We start from the raw sequence: 16,167 nt of genomic DNA, 5'->3' as shown, positions 1-16,167 counted from the left end.
GAGATTCGAACTCGCGACATCCACCTTGGCAAGGTGGTGCTCTACCAGCTGAGCTACGTCCGCGTCTGCAGTTTTCCGGCCGGAACCGTTCCAAACTGCAAGCAGGCAAGTTACCTTGCCGAGTGGGCGATACTGGGATCGAACCAGTGACCTCTTCCGTGTCAGGGAAGCGCGCTACCGCTGCGCCAATCGCCCATTGCTTCCAGTGCTACCTGGAAAGCCATGGTTTTAACCGAGGTGGGTACGGGATTCGAACCCGTGTGAACGGCTTTGCAGGCCGCTGCCTCGCCTCTCGGCCAACCCACCGTGTAAGCGCCCATTCCAAAGAATGATTGCCATGACAGTGTCCTGCNNNGAGATTCGAACTCGCGACATCCACCTTGGCAAGGTGGTGCTCTACCAGCTGAGCTACGTCCGCATTTTGGAGGCATGATTCGCTGCCGTACCCGGCATTTCCTCGCGTTCCAACGAGTAAAAACAATATAGGAGGTTCCGGGATTCTCCAAATCGCGGGTCAGCTTCCGGCGGTGGCAGCCTTCCTTCCCAGTAATGGCGCGGAACTTGAAAATTACAGCCATGTAATTCCCGACGCCGTTCCCAGCGCAAAGAGGGTGGCGACGACCAGTCGGGACTGCTTTGGCCTGACGCGCCACCTCTCATGGGTACCGTGAGGGGAGTGCGGAACCAGCCGCCGTCGGCCGATTTTTCAAATGGCCCCGGCGTCGGCTAGCATTCAAGTGCATCAGGGCGATTGGCGCAGTGGTAGCGCGCTTCGTTCACACCGAAGAGGTCACTGGTTCGAACCCAGTATCGCCCACCGCAGAAGGTCCGTTTCCGCTCGTTGAGAGCGGGGACGGACCTTTTTTGTGCCCGGTGCCAGACCCCGGAGATATTGTCGGCCCCCTGTGAAAGAGTTTCCTGTATGACAGATCCACTCCTCGCCCACGCCACCGAATACGGCCGGATGTATGCGCGGTCCACGTCGGAGCAGTTTGCCGTGCCGTCCATCACCAATGTCATCGGGCAGCAGCCGCACGGCCTCGATGGCTGGTTCGGCTACATGGGGGCAAGCAGCCTGGCCAAGGACCCGCTGCTGGCAGACAGCCTGGGCAGTCCGGCAAAGATCCGGCAGGCCGTGAACCGTGCAGCCAAGGCAGCCGAAACGTACCGTGACGACGCCGCCCGCCGCGGGGACCGGGTGCACAACTACTGTGAGCAGGTTGCCCTGCGGGCACTGGGCCGGCCGCACACCATGAAGGAAACCCGGGAGGCGCTGGCAGCCAACGGCGAGGAATCCTTCGCCGTCAGGTTTGATGAATGGTGGGAGCTGTTCAAGGTGGAACCCATCGCCCCGGAGATCACGGTGTGGAACAGCACCGTGGGCTACGCCGGGACGCTGGACCTCGTGGCCCGCATCAATGGCCGGGTCTGCCTGATCGACTACAAGACCAAAGGCACCACCCGGGACGGGCAGGTCAAACCCCTTGACGACAAAGTGGTGATGCAGCTGGTGGCCGGCATGAAGGCCGAGGAAAGCCTGCTGGACGCCCAGGCCGGCACCTGGGAGCCGTGGCAGCACGGCAACGACCCCATCCTGCTGGCAGTGGCTATTGGCGAAACCGAGGTCCGGCCCGTCCGGGCCAACCCCGAGGTCCTGAAGCATCACTGGTGGAAATTCTGCGCGCTGCGCCGCGTCTGGGAGCTGAACGCGGACACCGTCAGCGCCGGCACGGCACTGCTCCCCATCGCCCCGCCGGCGCTGGCCCACGCCCGCACCGCCTAGCCCGGCCGCGAGCACCTAAACTGGATGGGTTCCCTATGCCGCTCTACGTGAGGAAAAACAGCGCATGGCTATTCTGAATATCCGCATCATCGGGGATCCTGTGCTGCGCACAGTTGCCGATCCCGTGACGGATTTCGGGCCGGAGCTGGCCAAACTCGTGGCGGACATGACCGAGACCATGGAGGATGTGGACGGCGCAGGGCTGGCCGCACCCCAGGTCGGCGTCAGTAAAAGGGTCTTCACGTACCGGATCAATGGCGTGGAGGGGCACATCGTCAACCCCGTCCTCGAAAACAGCGAAGACTTCCAGGCGGACCATGTGGAAGGCTGCCTGTCCATCCCCGGCCTGGGATTCCCGGTCAAGCGGTTCCGGACCACCCGCATCACGGGAGTGGACAAGGACAACAACCCAGTGGAGGTGGCCGCCGAGGACCTGCTGGCGCGCTGCTTCCAGCATGAAAACGACCACCTGGACGGCGTCCTCTTTACGGACCGCCTGGAGGGCGAGGACCGCAAGGCGGCCCTCCGGTCCATCCGCAACGCCAACTACGACGCCGTGACGGAACGGACCACAGCCAAGCGCGCCAAAACCGTAGGATCCAGTTTCGGCGGGGCAGCCTTTGGCGCCGGCGCTGCAGGCACCAAAGGGTGAGGGTCCTTTTTGCGGGAACCCCTGCCGTTGCCGTCCCGTCCCTCGATGCCCTGGTGGGCGCGGGCTTCGACGTTGTGGCGGTCCTGACGCGTCCTGACGCCCCGATCGGCCGTAAGCGCGTCCTCACCCCTTCCCCCGTTGCGGCGCGCGCCGCTGAGCTGGGCATCGACGTCATCCGCGCAGCCCGGGTGGACGCACACGCCGTTGCCGCCATCACTGCCGTGGCCCCCGATGTGGCGGCCATCGTGGCCTACGGCGGCCTGGTGCCGCCCGCAGCCCTCACCATTCCCCGGCACGGCTGGGTCAACCTGCACTTCTCCCTGCTGCCCGCGTGGCGGGGAGCCGCGCCCGTGCAGCGGTCCGTGATGGCAGGGGACGACATCACCGGGGCGGTCACGTTCCAGCTGGAACAGGGCCTGGACACGGGACCGGTGTTCGGCACCCTCACCGAGGCCGTAGCTCCCGCAGACACGGCCGGCGAACTGCTGGCACGGCTGTCCCACAGCGGCTCAGTCCTGCTGGCCCAGACGCTCTCCGCCATCGACGCCGGCACTGCGTCGCCCCGGCCGCAGGCCGGTGAGGTCACCCTGGCACCCAAGCTGACGCTCGAGGATGGGCACCTGGACTGGCGCCACCCTGCCTTGGCGCTGAACCGGCAGGCGCGCGGCGTCACGCCGGAACCCGGGGCCTGGACCCTCCTGGACGGGCAGCGCATCAAGCTCGAGCCGGTCCTGCTCCGCCCCGACGTGACGGCCTTGGCCCCGGGTGCCGTGGCGCTCCACGGCAAGTCGGTGCTGGTGGGAACCGGCTCGCACGCCGTTGAACTGACCCGGATCCAGCCTGCGGGCAAAAAGATGATGGCCGCTGCCGACTGGGCACGCGGTATGGCTTCCCTTGAAAGCGTGGTGTTTGAATGAGCGGCTCCGGCGGCAATCCAGGAAGCGGCGGCAACGCCGGGCAGGGTGTCCCGCGCGGCGGCCGCGGCAACGGCGGTCCGCGCGACGCCAGCAGGCGCAACGCCCAGGGCCGCGAACGGAACCGCGGACCGCAGCGCAGCTTTACCGAAAACGCACCGGCCCAGCGCACCCGCCGGGCCGATCCCGCCCGGCTGGTGGCCTTCGAAGTCCTGCGGGCGGTGGCAGCCGAGGACGCGTACGCCAACCTGGTGCTGCCGGCCAGGATCCGCCAGCACAAGCTGGAGAAGCGCGACGCCGGGTTCGCCACCGAGCTGAGCTACGGCGCGCTCCGCAGCCAGGGCACCTACGACGCCATCCTGGCACGGTGCGTGGACCGGCCCCTCGACCAGCTGGATCCCGCCATCCTCGATGCCCTGCGCATCGGCGTCCACCAACTCCTGGCCATGCGTGTTCCGGCGCACGCGGCACTTGACCAGACAGTGGGCCTGGCCCGCGCAGTGATCGGCGCCGGACCATCAGCGCTTATCAACGCCGTGCTCCGGAAGGTCACGGCGCACACCCTTGACGGCTGGCTGGACCTCCTCGTGGCCGGCGAAACCGACGAGACCAAAATCGCCTCGCTCCGGCACGCCCACCCGGAATGGATCGTGCGCGCCATGCGGCAGTCCCTGGTGATCCACGGCAGGCCGGCGTCTGAAATCACCGGCCTGCTCGAAGCCGACAACGCAGCACCGGTGGTCAACCTGGTGGCGCTGCCCGGCCTGGGAAGCCTGGCCGAAGCGCTTGAAGGCGGCGCCACACCCGGCGAACTGGTGGAAGGCTCTGCCCTCTCCAGCGGCGGTGACCTTGGCCGGCTGACCTCTGTGCGGGAAGGCACCACCCGCGTCCAGGACGTGGGGTCCCAGCTGGTGGCCCGCGCCATGGCCGCCGTGGATCTGGACCTGCCTGACGCTCAACACAAGGAAGGGACGGGCGCCGACGGCGAGCGATGGCTGGACCTTTGCGCCGGACCCGGTGGGAAAGCCGCCCTTCTGGCCGCCCTTGCCGGCCAGCGTGGGGCCACCCTGCTGGCCAACGAACCCGCACCGCACCGGGCCAAACTGGTCAGCCAGGCACTTTCCGCCGTACCCCGGGAGACCTGGCAGGTCCGCACCGGTGATGGCCGCGACGTGGGCACCGAACAGCCCGAAACTTTTGACCGTGTTCTGGTGGACGTGCCGTGCAGCGGCCTTGGCGCCCTGCGCCGCCGGCCCGAGTCCCGCTGGCGGCGCACACCCAAGGACCTGGCGGACCTCGGTTCGCTGCAGCGGGAACTGCTGGCCTCGGCACTGGCCGCGGTCCGTCCCGGGGGAGTGGTTGCCTATGTCACCTGCTCGCCGCACCCGGCAGAGACCAAAGCCGTGGTGGCCGACGCCATGCGTAAGCGGGACGACCTGGAACTGCTCGACGCAGGGTCTGCGCTGGATGCCGTCAGCCTCACCGGCAACCTCGGTGCAGGCCACGAATCCACCGCCCAACTCTGGCCGCACGTGCACGGCACGGACGCCATGTTCCTGGCGCTGATCCGCAAAAAAGCCTGACCGCCGGCTTTACGGCACCCCCTCCTCCCAGCCAGCCACTGAAAGGCGCCCCCGTGACGCAATGCTGCATCAACCCGAGCATCCTCTCCGCAGATTTCGTGAACCTCGAGGCGGAACTGCAGCGCATCAGCACGGCTGACGCTGTGCACGTGGACGTGATGGACAACCATTTTGTTCCCAATCTGACGCTGGGCCTGCCGGTGGTGCAGCGGATCCAGGCCGTCAGCCCGGTTCCGCTGGATGCCCACCTGATGATCGCCGACGCCGACCGCTGGGCGCCGGGGTTCGCCGATGCCGGCCTGGCCTCGGTCACCTTCCACGCGGAGGCATCCATTGCGCCGGTCAAGCTGGCCCGCGAGCTGCGCAGCCGGGGTGCGAAGGCCGGCATGGCCCTCCGTCCTGCCACCCCGGTGGAGCCCTACCTGGACATGCTCGAAGAGCTGGACATGCTCCTGATCATGACCGTTGAGCCCGGATTCGGCGGCCAGGCCTTCCTTGACCTGACCCTGCCCAAGATCCGGCGTGCCCGGGCCGCGATCGATGGTTCGGGGATCGGCGTGGCCATCCAGGTGGACGGCGGCATCACCGAAGAAACCATCATCCGCGCCGCGGAAGCCGGCGCCAACGTCTTTGTGGCAGGCTCCGCCGTGTACGGTGCAGCGGACCCGGAGGCAGCCATTACGCGGCTGCGGGAGCGGGGCAGCCGTTCGTTACGCGGAGCGACGGAATAGCCGGCGGCGCCCTGCTGTTATGGCACAATAGCAACACACATACGTGCTCCGGGGTCGGTGTAAGTCCGAACCGGCGGTGATAGTCCGCGACCCGCGAGCCGGTGCTTTTCTTCGGAAAATCCCGGCGGACGGTTGAACTGGTGAAATTCCGGTACCGACAGTTAAAGTCTGGATGAGAGAAGCACGTACAGCTGTACTGCGGTGTCCTTTTTTGGGGCGCCGCAGCCCTCTGCTGTCGTATACCCCCGGAGCCATCGCGGTTCGAACGGGAAGGAACGACACACACATGGACCTCCTGCGATGGCTCTTTGACGCTCAGATCCCCGTCGGGGGATCTGTCCTGATTCTGAGAGAAGTGCTGGGCAACATTTTTGGCCTGGCAAGCGCCTTTGGCGGCATGCGCCGAAAGGTCTGGGCCTGGCCGGTGGGCATCGCCGGCAACCTCCTGCTGCTCACGGTTTTCCTGGGCAACGTCTTTGGCTCCGCGACACCCGCCACGCTGTGGGGCCAGGCCGGCCGGCAGGTGATGTTCATCGTGGTGGCAGCGTACGGCTGGCACCGCTGGAAGCAACGCCGCGACGCCGGCGGCGGGAACACCGCCGTCGTGCCCCAGTGGGCCAGCACCCGCACCCGGTGGATTCTGGGCGCCGCGATGGTGGCCGGGACCCTGGCCCTGACGCCGCTGTTTGACCGGCTGGGCTCCTACCCGCCGGTGTGGGCAGACGCGTGGACCTTCGCCGGTTCCCTGCTGGCCACCTACGGGATGGCCCGCGGCTGGACCGAATTCTGGCTGGTCTGGGTGGCCGTGGACATCGTGGGCGTGCCCCTCCTGTTCAGCGCCGGCTATTACGCCAGCGCGTTTATGTACCTGTTCTACGGGTTCTTCACGCTGACCGGATTTTTTGTCTGGTGGAAGGCATCCCGGAACGCCACGTCCTCCGCCAGCGCAGGGGATACGCCCGCGGCCTCGGTTGAAACAGGCTTCCCGGACCCCAGGGTGAAGCTCTGATGGCCGCCGAAAACGCCGTCGCCGTGCCCTTCCGGGCTACGGAGGCCCAGGCCATGGCGCAGGCCCTGGACGCCGCGCTGCTGGGCCCGAGGGGCGCCAACCCCCTGGTGGGGGCCGTCGTCGTCGGTCCGGACGGAACCACGCTGGCAACCGGGTACCACCGGGGCGCCGGAACTGCGCACGCCGAAGCGGACGCCATTGCACAGGCGACGGCGGCGGGCGTGGACCTGGCCGGCTGCACCATGGTGGTCACGCTGGAACCGTGCAACCATGTGGGCCGCACCGGCCCCTGCACCGAGGCCATCATTGCGGCCGGCATCACGGACGTGGTGTACGCCGTGGACGATCCCCATGATCCGGCCGCCGGTGGCGCCGCAACCCTCCGCGCCGCCGGCATCAGCGTCCGCAGCGGACTGGCTGGCGTGGAAGCGTTTGAGTTGAACCGGCAGTGGTTCGAAGCGGTGGCTGCCCAGCGGCCCTTCGTGACGCTGCATATTGCGCAGACGCTGGACAGCCGGATCGCGGCCGACGACGGCACCAGCCAGTGGATCTCCAGCCCGGCCTCCCTGGCGGACAACCACGCCCTCCGCAGCCGCATCGACGCCATCCTGGTGGGCACCCAGACGGTCCTGGTGGACAATCCCCGCCTCACCGCGAGGGACAGCCAGGGGGAACCTGCGGCCAGGCAACCGGTCCGCGCCGTGATGGGCCTCCGCGGCGTCCCGGCCGGCGCTGCGATCCACGGCGCCGACGGGTTGGCAGTCCATCTGCCCACCCGCGATCCGGCCGAGGCCCTTGGGCTGCTGTACGGAGGTGGCGCCCGCCACGTGATGGTGGAAGGCGGCTCGCGGATCCTGAGTGCTTTCCTCACCGCTGGCCTGGTGGACGAGCTGATCGTCTACCTGGCCCCCACCCTGCTCGGATCGGGCACCCCCGCCCTGGCCGGACTGGGCATTGGCACGCTGGCAGACGCCCAGCACTGGGAATGGGACCAGGCCGACGGCGGATCCGTCCGGACGCTGGGCCGGGACCTCCGTTTGCATTTACGACCGCAGCGCACCGCTGCACCAGAGAACGCCCGCACTTCCGCGGAGCAAGCCCAGGGAGGCAACTGATGTTTACCGGAATTATCGCCGAGCAGGGACATGTGCTCTCAGTCGACCGCAACGGCGACATTAGCGCCACCGTGCGGCTGCATGCCCCCGGCACCACCGAAGGACTGGCCCTCGGCGGGTCCATCGCCGTCAACGGGGTGTGCCTCACCGCCACGGCCATCGACGGCAAGGACTTCAGCGTCGACGTGATGGGGGAGACCCTCATCCGCAGCACCATCGGCGGCCTGGCCGCCGGCGACGCCGTGAACCTCGAACGCTGCGTCCCGGCCGGCGGGCGGCTGGACGGCCATGTGGTCCAGGGCCACGTTGACGGCGTCGGCAGCCTGCGCGAACGCGAGGCCCTGGGCAACTGGGAACGGCTCCGCTTCGGCGTGCCGGGCAACCTGGCCCGCTACATCGCGGAAAAAGGATCCATCGCGATTGACGGCGTCTCGCTCACCGTTACGGCCGTCAGCGAAGCAAACCACCCGGACCCGTGGTTCGAGGTGGGACTGATTCCCACCACGCTGGCCGAAACCGGCCTCGGCGCCAAGTCCACCGGCAGCCCGGTGAACCTGGAGGTGGACGTGCTGGCCAAGTACACCGAACGCCTCCTGGCTTTCCGGACCACCACTGACGGCGACGCCACCGGGGAAACCCGATGAGCGCCGTCGTCCACGAAGATCCGGCCGGCACCCCGGCCGCTGCCCCGTCGGCACTGGCTGGCCCCGGGTTGGCACCGGTTCCGCCGCAGGGCCTGTCCGCCATTGTGGACGCCGTGGCGGCCATGGCCGCGGGGAAACCCGTCCTGGTGGTGGATAACGAGGACCGCGAAAACGAGGGAGACATCATTTTCGCGGCCGAGTTCGCCACTCCCGCTCTGATGGGCTGGACCATCCGGTACAGCTCCGGCGTCATCTGCGTCCCGCTGAGCGGCGAACGGGCCGACGCCCTGGCGCTGCCGCCGATGGTGGCCGTCAACGAGGACGCCAAAGGTACCGCGTACACGGTGTCCTGCGACGCTGCCCTCGGTGTCAGCACAGGAATCTCCGCCACTGACCGGGCCCTGACCGCCCGGGTGCTGGCGGATGTGCAGTCGGCACCGGAATCGGTGACCCGTCCCGGGCATATTTTCCCGCTCCGGGCCGTTGAGGGAGGTGTGCGGGAACGCCCCGGCCACACCGAGGCCGCGGTGGACCTGTGCCGCCTGGCCGGGCTCGCTCCGGTGGGCGTGATCGCGGAAGTGGTGTACGACGACGGCGAAATGATGCGCCTGGACGGACTCCGTGCTTTCGCGGCAGAGCACGGCTGCCCCCTGGTCTCCATCGCTGACCTGGTGGCATATCTTGAAGCAGGGGCCGGGGACGCCCCCGCACACAACGTCCGGGATGTTCCGGGCGGAGCAAAGGAGAAACGATGACGGCATCCGCAGCCAGCAGTGACGGCCACCGCGGACGGACCGGCAGAACAGCCATGGCCCATCCGGTCAGCGGCGGGCCCATAGTGCAGCTGCCCACCGCCTACGGTGACTTTGTGGCGCAGGCCTGGACCGACCTGGTGACCGGCGTGGAGCACCTCGCCGTCAGCTCACCCGCCCCGCCCAGCGACGGCAAAGCCCCCCTGGTGCGCCTCCACTCCGAATGCCTCACGGGCGACGTCTTCGGCTCCTACCGGTGCGACTGCGGCGAACAGCTTGCCTACGCCCTGGAAATGATCCATGAACAGGGCGGCACCCTTCTCTACCTCCGCGGCCAGGAAGGCCGCGGCATTGGCCTGGCCAACAAAATCAAGGCCTACGCGCTGCAGGAAGCCGGCTTCGACACCGTGGAAGCCAACGAACAGCTTGGCCTGCCCGTGGATGCCCGGTCCTATAACGCCGCCGCGCAGGTCCTGGCGGAGATGGGCCTGCACGAGGTCCGGCTCCTGAGCAACAACCCGGACAAGCAGCACCGGCTGGCCCACGCAGGCGTCAACGTGGTGGAGATGGTCCCCACCGAAGTACCTTCACGGGAGCAGAACATCCGCTACCTGCGCACCAAAAAAGACCGGATGGAACACCGGCTGCTGCTGGACACCACAGTTGTCCCGCTGCCTGTCACCAGCCCCGGCACCCCTTTCAACGACCCCACCGACGCAACGAACTGAACGGAAAAGCACTTACCCATGAGCGGACACGGCGCCCCCGAAATCGACCTGACCACACTCAACCCGGCGGAAACGTCGCAGCTCCGGCTCGCGATTGTTGCCGCCAGCTGGCACACCACCATCATGGACGGCCTCCTGGATGGTGCCCTGCGCGCCGCCAAGGACGCCGGCATCGCAGAGCCCACGGTACTGCGTGTACCCGGCAGCTTCGAGCTGCCTGTGGCTGCCGCGCGGCTGGCACCGCACTTTGACGCGGTGGTGGCGCTCGGCGTCGTAATCCGCGGCGGTACCCCGCACTTTGATTACGTCTGCCAGGCCGCCACGTCGGGACTCACCGACGTCAGCGTCGCCACGGGGGTTCCGGTGGGCTTCGGCGTGCTGACCTGCGATACGGAACAGCAGGGCCTGGACCGCGCCGGCCTGGCCGGCTCCAAGGAAGACAAGGGCCATGAGGCCGTCACCGCTGCCCTGGCCACCGCCCTGGTCCTGAAGCAATACACGTAGCAGATCTCCGGGCGCGGTGTGTATTCGCTCACATCGCGCCCGTCATGCAACGGCCCGGGACGCGCCGTGCGGGCCGCAGCAAGTAGGCTGGTGGGCGTGAAGAATTTCGAGACGCTGTTCGCTGAGCTCAGCGAGAAGGCAGCCACCCGCCCGGAAGGCTCCCGCACCGTCGCTGAATTGGAGTCCGGTGTTCACGGCATCGGCAAAAAAGTCGTTGAGGAAGCAGCCGAAGTCTGGATGGCTGCCGAATATGAATCCGATGAAGCCGCGGCCGAGGAAATCTCCCAGCTGCTGTACCACCTGCAGGTCCTGATGCTCGCCAAAGGCCTGACCCTGGAAGACGTCTACAAGCATCTGTAGCCACCTGCCCGGCGCGCATCACCCTGCCGCCGTGCCTGCTGTGGCCTGCATTGCCTGAACCCCAAGACCCGTTGATCCAGAAAGATTCCCATGCTGCGAGTAGCCGTCCCCAATAAGGGCTCCCTGTCCGAAGCCGCGTCCGCCATGCTCGCCGAGGCCGGTTACCGGCAGCGGCGCGACAGCCGCGAGCTGGTCATGATGGACCCGGACAACGACATCGAGTTCTTTTTCCTCCGCCCCCGCGACATCGCCGTGTACGTGGGGCAGGGAACGCTCGACGTCGGCATCACCGGCCGCGACCTCCTGCTGGACGCGGAGGTGGAAGCCGAAGAACTGCTTCCGTTGGGTTTCGCGGCCTCCACGTTCCGGTTTGCCGGTCCCGTGGGCGACTTCGCCTCGGCTGAGCAGCTGGCCGGCAAACGCCTGGCCACCAGCTACGACGGCCTGCTCCGCAACTACCTCGCCGAACGCGGGATCGACGCCAAGGTGGTCCGCCTGGACGGCGCCGTGGAATCCTCCGTGCGCCTGGGCGTGGCCGATGCGATCGCTGACGTTGTGGAAACCGGAAACACCCTCAAGGCCGCCGGGATGGAAATCTTCGGCGAGCCCATCCTCAAGTCCGAGGCCGTCCTGATCCGCCGGACCGGCGACGGTGGCGCCGCCAACGGCACCGCCAAGGAAATCGAGGTCCTGATCCGGCGCCTCCAGGGCGTCCTGGTGGCCCGGCAGTACGTGCTGATGGACTACGACATCCGCAAGGAACTGGTGGAGCAGGCCGCAGCGCTGACCCCCGGCCTGGAGTCACCCACCGTTTCGCCGCTGCGGGACTCCGAATGGGTGGCTGTCCGGTCCATGGTGCCAAAGAAGGTCACCAACCGGATTATGGATGAGCTCTACGACCTCGGCGCCCGCGCCATCCTGGTCAGCAGCATCCACGCCTGCCGCATCTGATCCTTCCGCGCAGCAGCACCCACCAGCGAACCCCAGGAGCCTCCCATGGCGGTAGCAGTACGTGTCATTCCCTGCCTTGACGTGGACGCCGGGCGCGTCGTCAAGGGGATCAACTTCGAGGGCCTCCGCGACGCCGGCGACCCCGTGGAGCTGGCCCACCGCTACGACAACGCCGGCGCCGACGAACTGACGTTCCTGGACGTCACGGCCTCCTCCGGCAACCGCGAAACCACCTTTGACGTGGTCCGCCGCACCGCCGAGGAAGTCTTCATCCCGCTGTGCGTCGGCGGCGGCGTCCGCGGCGTCGCCGAGGTGGACAAGCTCCTGCGCTATGGGGCAGACAAGGCCGCCATCAACACTGCTGCCGTGGCCCGCCCGGACGTGATCGACGAAATCACCCGGCACTTCGGTTCCCAGGTCCTGGTCCTGTCCGTCGACGCCCGCCGCACCCGTCCCGGCTCGCAGCCCACGCCCTCGGGTTTTGAAGTAACCACCCACGGCGGCCGCACCGGAACCGGCATCGATGCCATCGAATGGGCGCGTGAGGCTGCGCACCGCGGGGTGGGGGAGATCCTGCTCAACTCCATCGACGCGGACGGCACCAAGGACGGCTTCGACCTGGAGCTCATTCGGCTGGTCCGGGCCGCCGTTAAGGTGCCCATCATCGCCTCCGGCGGCGCGGGGGAGCCCGCACATTTCCCGCCTGCGGTTGCTGCCGGTGCCGATGCTGTCCTGGCCGCCTCGATCTTCCACTGGGGACCGGACAACATGATGTCCCAGGTCAAGGACGCCATCCGCGCGGCAGGCTTCGAGGTCCGCTAACCCGTTGCGCTATCACTTTTGGTCCCCAAAAAGCGGTTTTGGGCACCAGGAGTGATAGCGCAACGTGAGGCTAGAGGCCTACTTCGGCTGACTGCAGGAGCGCGACGGCGTCCGGCTGGCCTTCGAAGGTGACCAGGGCATGGCGCGTCCGGCCGTGGGCGTGCATCAGCAGTTCGCCCGGCTCGCCAACAATGGCCACCGACACGGGTGCACGCTTGGCCACGTGCCGGGGACCGGACGGACGGACCAGGACGATCCCGAGGTCCACGCCGCGGTACAGGATGGCGGCACGCTTCACCAGGTCATCCCAGAGGGCGTCCGAGTAGGCCTCGTCCAGCGCGCGGGGCGCCCAGCGGTCCACGGCGCGGCGGACGTCCTCGGTGTGGACAAAGTATTCGATCAGGTTGGAGCTTTCGTCCAGCGCCCGGATCTTCATGGGAGAGAGCGCCGGCGGGCCGGCGCGGAAGGTGTTGACCAGTCCGGCGTAGTCCTCGGCGGACGTTAGCTTCGAAGCCAGCCGGGACGTGGCCGCATCTGACGCCTTGGCCAGGCGCTTGATGATCAGGCCCAGCCCCACAGCGGCCTTGCGTTCGCGCAGGTAAAGGTGCGCGGCAAGATCCCTGGTGCGCCAGCCAGCACAGAGGGTGGGCGCATCAGGGCCGGCCGCAAGCAGGGTCTCGGCCAGGACTTCTCGGGACGGTTCGACGAAATGCATCACTTGGAAAACTAGCACGAGACGCGCGTACTTGGGCACCGCCGGCCCCGCCGCTGGCGTGCCGCCGTTCACATCCGATCCGGCAACGGCCAAGGCACTAGACTTGACCTGATGTCTGAGCAGCCCGCCCCCGCCCCGTTCCCCGGTTCCGCCACGCCCGAAGCCCCTTCCACGGCCCCGGCGCCGGTCCCTGCCGGCAGCCCGCTGCCCGCTTCCCTCGCCGGCGCCCTGAAGCGCGACAGCGCGGGCCTGGTGGCCGCCGTTGTCCAGCAGTACGACACCAATGAGGTGCTGATGCTGGGCTGGATGGACGATGAAGCCCTGCACCGCACCATGACCAGCGGCCGGGTCACGTTCTACTCCCGGTCCCGGCAGGAATACTGGCGCAAGGGCGATACGTCCGGCCACGTGCAATGGGTCAAATCGGTGGCGATGGACTGCGACGGCGATGCCCTGCTGGTCCGCGTGGACCAGGTGGGTGCGGCCTGCCACACGGGCACCCGCACCTGCTTCGACGGCAGGGACCTCGCCGTCGAAACCGGCACCGCCAACTGACGTTCCGGGGCCGTTCCCCGGAACCACGGCACCCCCTCTGCACCCCACCTCCAAGGGCCGGCGCATCCGGCCCGCACAAGAACAGGCGGAACCCATAGCCATGCAGGATCTTGGAACCATCAGCCCCAGCCTGGCGGAGTTCCGCGAACTCGCCGGCCACAGCCGCGTCATTCCCGTCCGGCTCAAAGTCCTTGCCGACGCCGAAACGCCCATTGGCCTGTACCGCAAGCTGGCCCAGGGCCAGCCCGGAACCTTTTTGATGGAGTCCGCGGCCGTGGGCGGGGCCTGGTCCCGTTACTCGTTCATCGGCGCCAGGTCCCGTGCCACCCTGACCACCAAGGACGGCAGCGCCCACTGGCTGGGTGAGCCCCCGGCCGGTGTGCCCGTGGACGGCAACCCCGTGGACGCGGTCCGGGACACCATCGAGGCGCTGCGTACCGACCGGTTTGATGGTCTGCCACCCTTCACCTCCGGCCTGGTGGGCTTTTTGGGCTGGGAAACCGTGCGGCACTGGGAACGCCTGGTGAGCCCGCCGGAGGATGACCTGCACCTGCCGGAAATGGCGTTGAACCTGGTTACCGACATGGCCGTGCACGACAACGTGGACGGCACCGTGCTGCTGATCGCCAATGCCATCAACTTCGACGACAGCTCCGAGCGCGTCGACGACGCCTGGCATGACGCTGTTGCCAGGGTGAAGGCGCTGCTCGCGAAGGTCAGCACCCCCGTGGCACAGCCCGTCACCGTCCTGGAACCGGCCGCGCTCGATTTCGCCGCCAGCGTGCAGGAACGCTGGGACGAATCCGAATACCTTGCCGCCCTGGACCGCGGCAAGGAAGCCATCGTGGATGGTGAGGTCTTCCAGGTGGTGATCTCGCGACGTTTTGAAATGGAATGCAAGGCCTCCGCCCTGGACGTGTACCGCGTGCTGCGCAACACCAACCCCAGCCCCTACATGTACATCTTCAGCCTCGAGGACGCTGACGGCCGGGAATACTCGATTGTGGGTTCCTCACCCGAGGCGCTGGTCACCGTCACCGGCGAGGACGTCATCACGCACCCCATTGCCGGTTCCCGGCCCCGGGGCAAAAACGTTGAAGCGGACAAGGCCCTGGCCGAGGAACTGCTGGCAGACCAGAAGGAACGGGCCGAGCACCTGATGCTGGTGGACCTGTCCCGCAACGACCTGTCCAAGGTCTGTGTGGCCGGGACCGTGGACGTCACCCAATTCATGGAGGTGGAGAGGTTCAGCCACATCATGCACCTGGTTTCCACCGTGGTGGGTAAACTTTCCCCGCAGGCCAAGGCCTACGACGTCCTCAAGGCCACATTCCCTGCCGGCACGCTGTCCGGCGCGCCCAAGCCCCGCGCCCTGCGCCTGCTGGACGAACTCGAACCGCACCGCCGCGGCATCTACGGCGGCGTGGTGGGCTACCTGGACTTCGCCGGCGACATGGACATGGCCATCGCCATCCGCTCGGCCCTGGTCCGGGAAGGCCGCGCTTACGTCCAGGCCGGCGGCGGCATCGTGGCGGACTCCGTCAACGCCACTGAGGCCCTCGAAACGGTGAACAAGGCGGCGGCCCCGTTGCGCGCCGTGCACACGGCAGGATCGCTGCGGAACATCTCGGCGGAGACCCTGGCCGACGGAGCTGATTCCTGATGGCCGGCGCCGCACCCGCCACCAGCACCAAGGCCACCCGTGCTCCGGCCTGGGCCCGGAAGTCCACGCTGGTGCTGCTCATCGCGGTCCTTGCCCTTGGCGTTTTCGGCACTACAACCCAAACGTGGATGACCGTCACCCTGGATCCCAGCACGGTGGGCCAGGCCGGCGGCTCCCTGGAAGCGCTGGCGGTCCAGGGCAGCAAGGCGGCCACCACCGTCACGGCCCTGGCCCTGGTGGCCCTGGCCGGAGGACTGGCAGCGTCGATTGCCGGCAGGATCGCCCGGTGGATCATCACCGCCATCATCGTCCTGGCCTCGGCCGGCATCGTCGCCGCGGTGGCCACCGTCCTGGCCGACCCGCTTGCCGCGTCGCAGGGTTCCATTGCCGCCGCCACCGGCGTCACCGGCAGCCAGGCGCAGGTGGACCTGACAGTCTTCCCCATCCTGGCCGTGGTGGCCGGGTGCCTGCTGGCCGTGGCCGGGCTCCTGGTGCTGCCCGCCAGCCGGCACTGGAAGGCGCGCACCAAATATGACCAGCCCGCTGCAGCCGGAATTGCGGCGCCGGCCGGGCCCGTCGACGAGATCGACAGCTGGGACCGGCTGTCCCGGGGCGACGACCCTACCTGAACCACGCCGGCGGGGGCCCAGTAAGCCAGCGGGCATGCGCCGGACGGCATACGGCGG

At 67.8% G+C, this 16,167-nt stretch carries 18 protein-coding genes, 4 tRNA genes and 1 riboswitch; of the genes, 18 read left to right on the top strand and 4 right to left on the bottom strand.

What is annotated here, in order from left to right; genetic code table 11:
* Positions 1 to 123: 123 nt before the first annotated feature.
* From ASF72_RS13555 to ASF72_RS13545, 3 genes are all read right to left on the bottom strand, one after another.
* A tRNA-Val gene (locus tag ASF72_RS13555) sits at positions 124 to 195 on the bottom strand.
* Positions 196 to 235: 40 nt separating this feature from the next.
* Positions 236 to 306: transfer RNA gene (locus ASF72_RS13550), tRNA-Cys, on the bottom strand.
* Positions 307 to 345: 39 nt separating this feature from the next.
* Positions 346 to 410: transfer RNA gene (locus ASF72_RS13545), tRNA-Gly, on the bottom strand.
* Positions 411 to 745: 335 nt separating this feature from the next.
* Here ASF72_RS13545 and ASF72_RS13540 point away from each other — a divergent pair.
* The 15 genes from ASF72_RS13540 to hisF all read left to right on the top strand — a co-directional run bounded on the left by ASF72_RS13540 (position 746) and on the right by hisF (position 12,548).
* Positions 746 to 817 (top strand) — tRNA-Val (locus ASF72_RS13540).
* A gap of 105 nt (positions 818 to 922) precedes the next feature.
* The gene (locus ASF72_RS13535; RefSeq protein ID WP_056599742.1) at positions 923 to 1,783 is read left to right on the top strand and encodes a cytochrome; all 861 of its coding nucleotides are present in this window, start codon (positions 923 to 925) and stop codon (positions 1,781 to 1,783) included.
* Positions 1,784 to 1,847: 64 nt separating this feature from the next.
* On the top strand, positions 1,848 to 2,435 hold the full coding sequence (def, locus tag ASF72_RS13530; RefSeq protein WP_050684063.1) for a peptide deformylase: 588 nt from the start codon (positions 1,848 to 1,850) through the stop codon (positions 2,433 to 2,435).
* Positions 2,432 to 3,352: a methionyl-tRNA formyltransferase gene (gene fmt / locus ASF72_RS13525; protein WP_056599739.1), complete on the top strand. Its 921-nt coding sequence runs from the start codon at positions 2,432 to 2,434 to the stop codon at positions 3,350 to 3,352. The genes def and fmt overlap by 4 nt, the downstream gene beginning before the upstream one ends.
* Positions 3,349 to 4,932, top strand: a complete 1,584-nt coding sequence (locus tag ASF72_RS13520; protein WP_056599737.1) for an RsmB/NOP family class I SAM-dependent RNA methyltransferase — start codon at positions 3,349 to 3,351, stop codon at positions 4,930 to 4,932. The genes fmt and ASF72_RS13520 overlap by 4 nt, the downstream gene beginning before the upstream one ends.
* Before the next feature lie 53 nt (positions 4,933 to 4,985).
* Positions 4,986 to 5,663 carry a ribulose-phosphate 3-epimerase gene (gene rpe / locus ASF72_RS13515; protein ID WP_050684066.1) on the top strand — a complete coding sequence of 226 codons (678 nt, stop codon included), beginning with the start codon at positions 4,986 to 4,988 and terminating at the stop codon, positions 5,661 to 5,663.
* 39 nt (positions 5,664 to 5,702) lie between these two features.
* Positions 5,703 to 5,852: riboswitch (FMN riboswitch) on the top strand.
* 97 nt (positions 5,853 to 5,949) lie between these two features.
* Positions 5,950 to 6,672: a nicotinamide riboside transporter PnuC gene (gene pnuC, locus ASF72_RS13510; protein WP_056599735.1), complete on the top strand. Its 723-nt coding sequence runs from the start codon at positions 5,950 to 5,952 to the stop codon at positions 6,670 to 6,672.
* Positions 6,672 to 7,787, top strand: a complete 1,116-nt coding sequence (gene ribD / locus ASF72_RS13505; RefSeq protein ID WP_056599734.1) for a bifunctional diaminohydroxyphosphoribosylaminopyrimidine deaminase/5-amino-6-(5-phosphoribosylamino)uracil reductase RibD — start codon at positions 6,672 to 6,674, stop codon at positions 7,785 to 7,787. The genes pnuC and ribD overlap by 1 nt, the downstream gene beginning before the upstream one ends.
* The gene (locus tag ASF72_RS13500; protein WP_050684069.1) at positions 7,787 to 8,431 is read left to right on the top strand and encodes a riboflavin synthase; all 645 of its coding nucleotides are present in this window, start codon (positions 7,787 to 7,789) and stop codon (positions 8,429 to 8,431) included. Before ribD ends, ASF72_RS13500 begins: the two co-directional genes overlap by 1 nt.
* Positions 8,428 to 9,186 carry a 3,4-dihydroxy-2-butanone-4-phosphate synthase gene (gene ribB / locus ASF72_RS13495; RefSeq protein WP_082484271.1) on the top strand — a complete coding sequence of 253 codons (759 nt, stop codon included), beginning with the start codon at positions 8,428 to 8,430 and terminating at the stop codon, positions 9,184 to 9,186. Before ASF72_RS13500 ends, ribB begins: the two co-directional genes overlap by 4 nt.
* Entirely contained in the window at positions 9,183 to 9,911 is a 729-nt protein-coding gene (gene ribA, locus ASF72_RS13490; protein WP_056599732.1) for a GTP cyclohydrolase II, read from the top strand. Before ribB ends, ribA begins: the two co-directional genes overlap by 4 nt.
* An 18-nt stretch (positions 9,912 to 9,929) precedes the next feature.
* Positions 9,930 to 10,415: a 6,7-dimethyl-8-ribityllumazine synthase gene (gene ribH, locus ASF72_RS13485; RefSeq protein WP_050684071.1), complete on the top strand. Its 486-nt coding sequence runs from the start codon at positions 9,930 to 9,932 to the stop codon at positions 10,413 to 10,415.
* 96 nt (positions 10,416 to 10,511) lie between these two features.
* Positions 10,512 to 10,775, top strand: a complete 264-nt coding sequence (locus tag ASF72_RS13480; protein WP_009358176.1) for a phosphoribosyl-ATP diphosphatase — start codon at positions 10,512 to 10,514, stop codon at positions 10,773 to 10,775.
* A 90-nt stretch (positions 10,776 to 10,865) separates the two neighbouring features.
* The gene (hisG, locus tag ASF72_RS13475) at positions 10,866 to 11,726 is read left to right on the top strand and encodes an ATP phosphoribosyltransferase (RefSeq protein ID WP_050684072.1); all 861 of its coding nucleotides are present in this window, start codon (positions 10,866 to 10,868) and stop codon (positions 11,724 to 11,726) included.
* A gap of 45 nt (positions 11,727 to 11,771) precedes the next feature.
* On the top strand, positions 11,772 to 12,548 hold the full coding sequence (hisF, locus tag ASF72_RS13470; RefSeq protein ID WP_056599728.1) for an imidazole glycerol phosphate synthase subunit HisF: 777 nt from the start codon (positions 11,772 to 11,774) through the stop codon (positions 12,546 to 12,548).
* A gap of 70 nt (positions 12,549 to 12,618) precedes the next feature.
* On the opposite strand, the gene ASF72_RS13465 is transcribed toward hisF, so the two are convergent.
* Positions 12,619 to 13,263: a TIGR03085 family metal-binding protein gene (locus ASF72_RS13465; RefSeq protein WP_050684120.1), complete on the bottom strand. Its 645-nt coding sequence runs from the start codon at positions 13,261 to 13,263 to the stop codon at positions 12,619 to 12,621.
* Between the two features lie 111 nt (positions 13,264 to 13,374).
* Here ASF72_RS13465 and hisI point away from each other — a divergent pair, with 111 nt between their 5' ends.
* The 3 genes from hisI (at position 13,375) to ASF72_RS13450 (ending at position 16,110) form a co-directional block, all read left to right on the top strand.
* Complete coding sequence (gene hisI, locus ASF72_RS13460) at positions 13,375 to 13,818, top strand: phosphoribosyl-AMP cyclohydrolase (protein WP_056599727.1); 444 nt, start codon at positions 13,375 to 13,377, stop codon at positions 13,816 to 13,818.
* Between the two features lie 100 nt (positions 13,819 to 13,918).
* The gene (locus tag ASF72_RS13455; protein ID WP_056599725.1) at positions 13,919 to 15,481 is read left to right on the top strand and encodes an anthranilate synthase component I; all 1,563 of its coding nucleotides are present in this window, start codon (positions 13,919 to 13,921) and stop codon (positions 15,479 to 15,481) included.
* A complete protein-coding gene (locus ASF72_RS13450) occupies positions 15,481 to 16,110 on the top strand; it encodes a Trp biosynthesis-associated membrane protein (protein WP_056599724.1) in 630 nt (209 codons plus the stop codon). The genes ASF72_RS13455 and ASF72_RS13450 overlap by 1 nt, the downstream gene beginning before the upstream one ends.
* The last annotated feature ends 57 nt before the right edge of the window (positions 16,111 to 16,167 follow it).

The organism is Arthrobacter sp. Leaf141 (genome assembly GCF_001424565.1).
GTDB lineage: Bacteria > Actinomycetota > Actinomycetes > Actinomycetales > Micrococcaceae > Arthrobacter.
The sequence above is the reverse complement of the archived record's forward strand: the minus strand, read 5'-3'. Positions and strand labels throughout refer to the sequence as shown.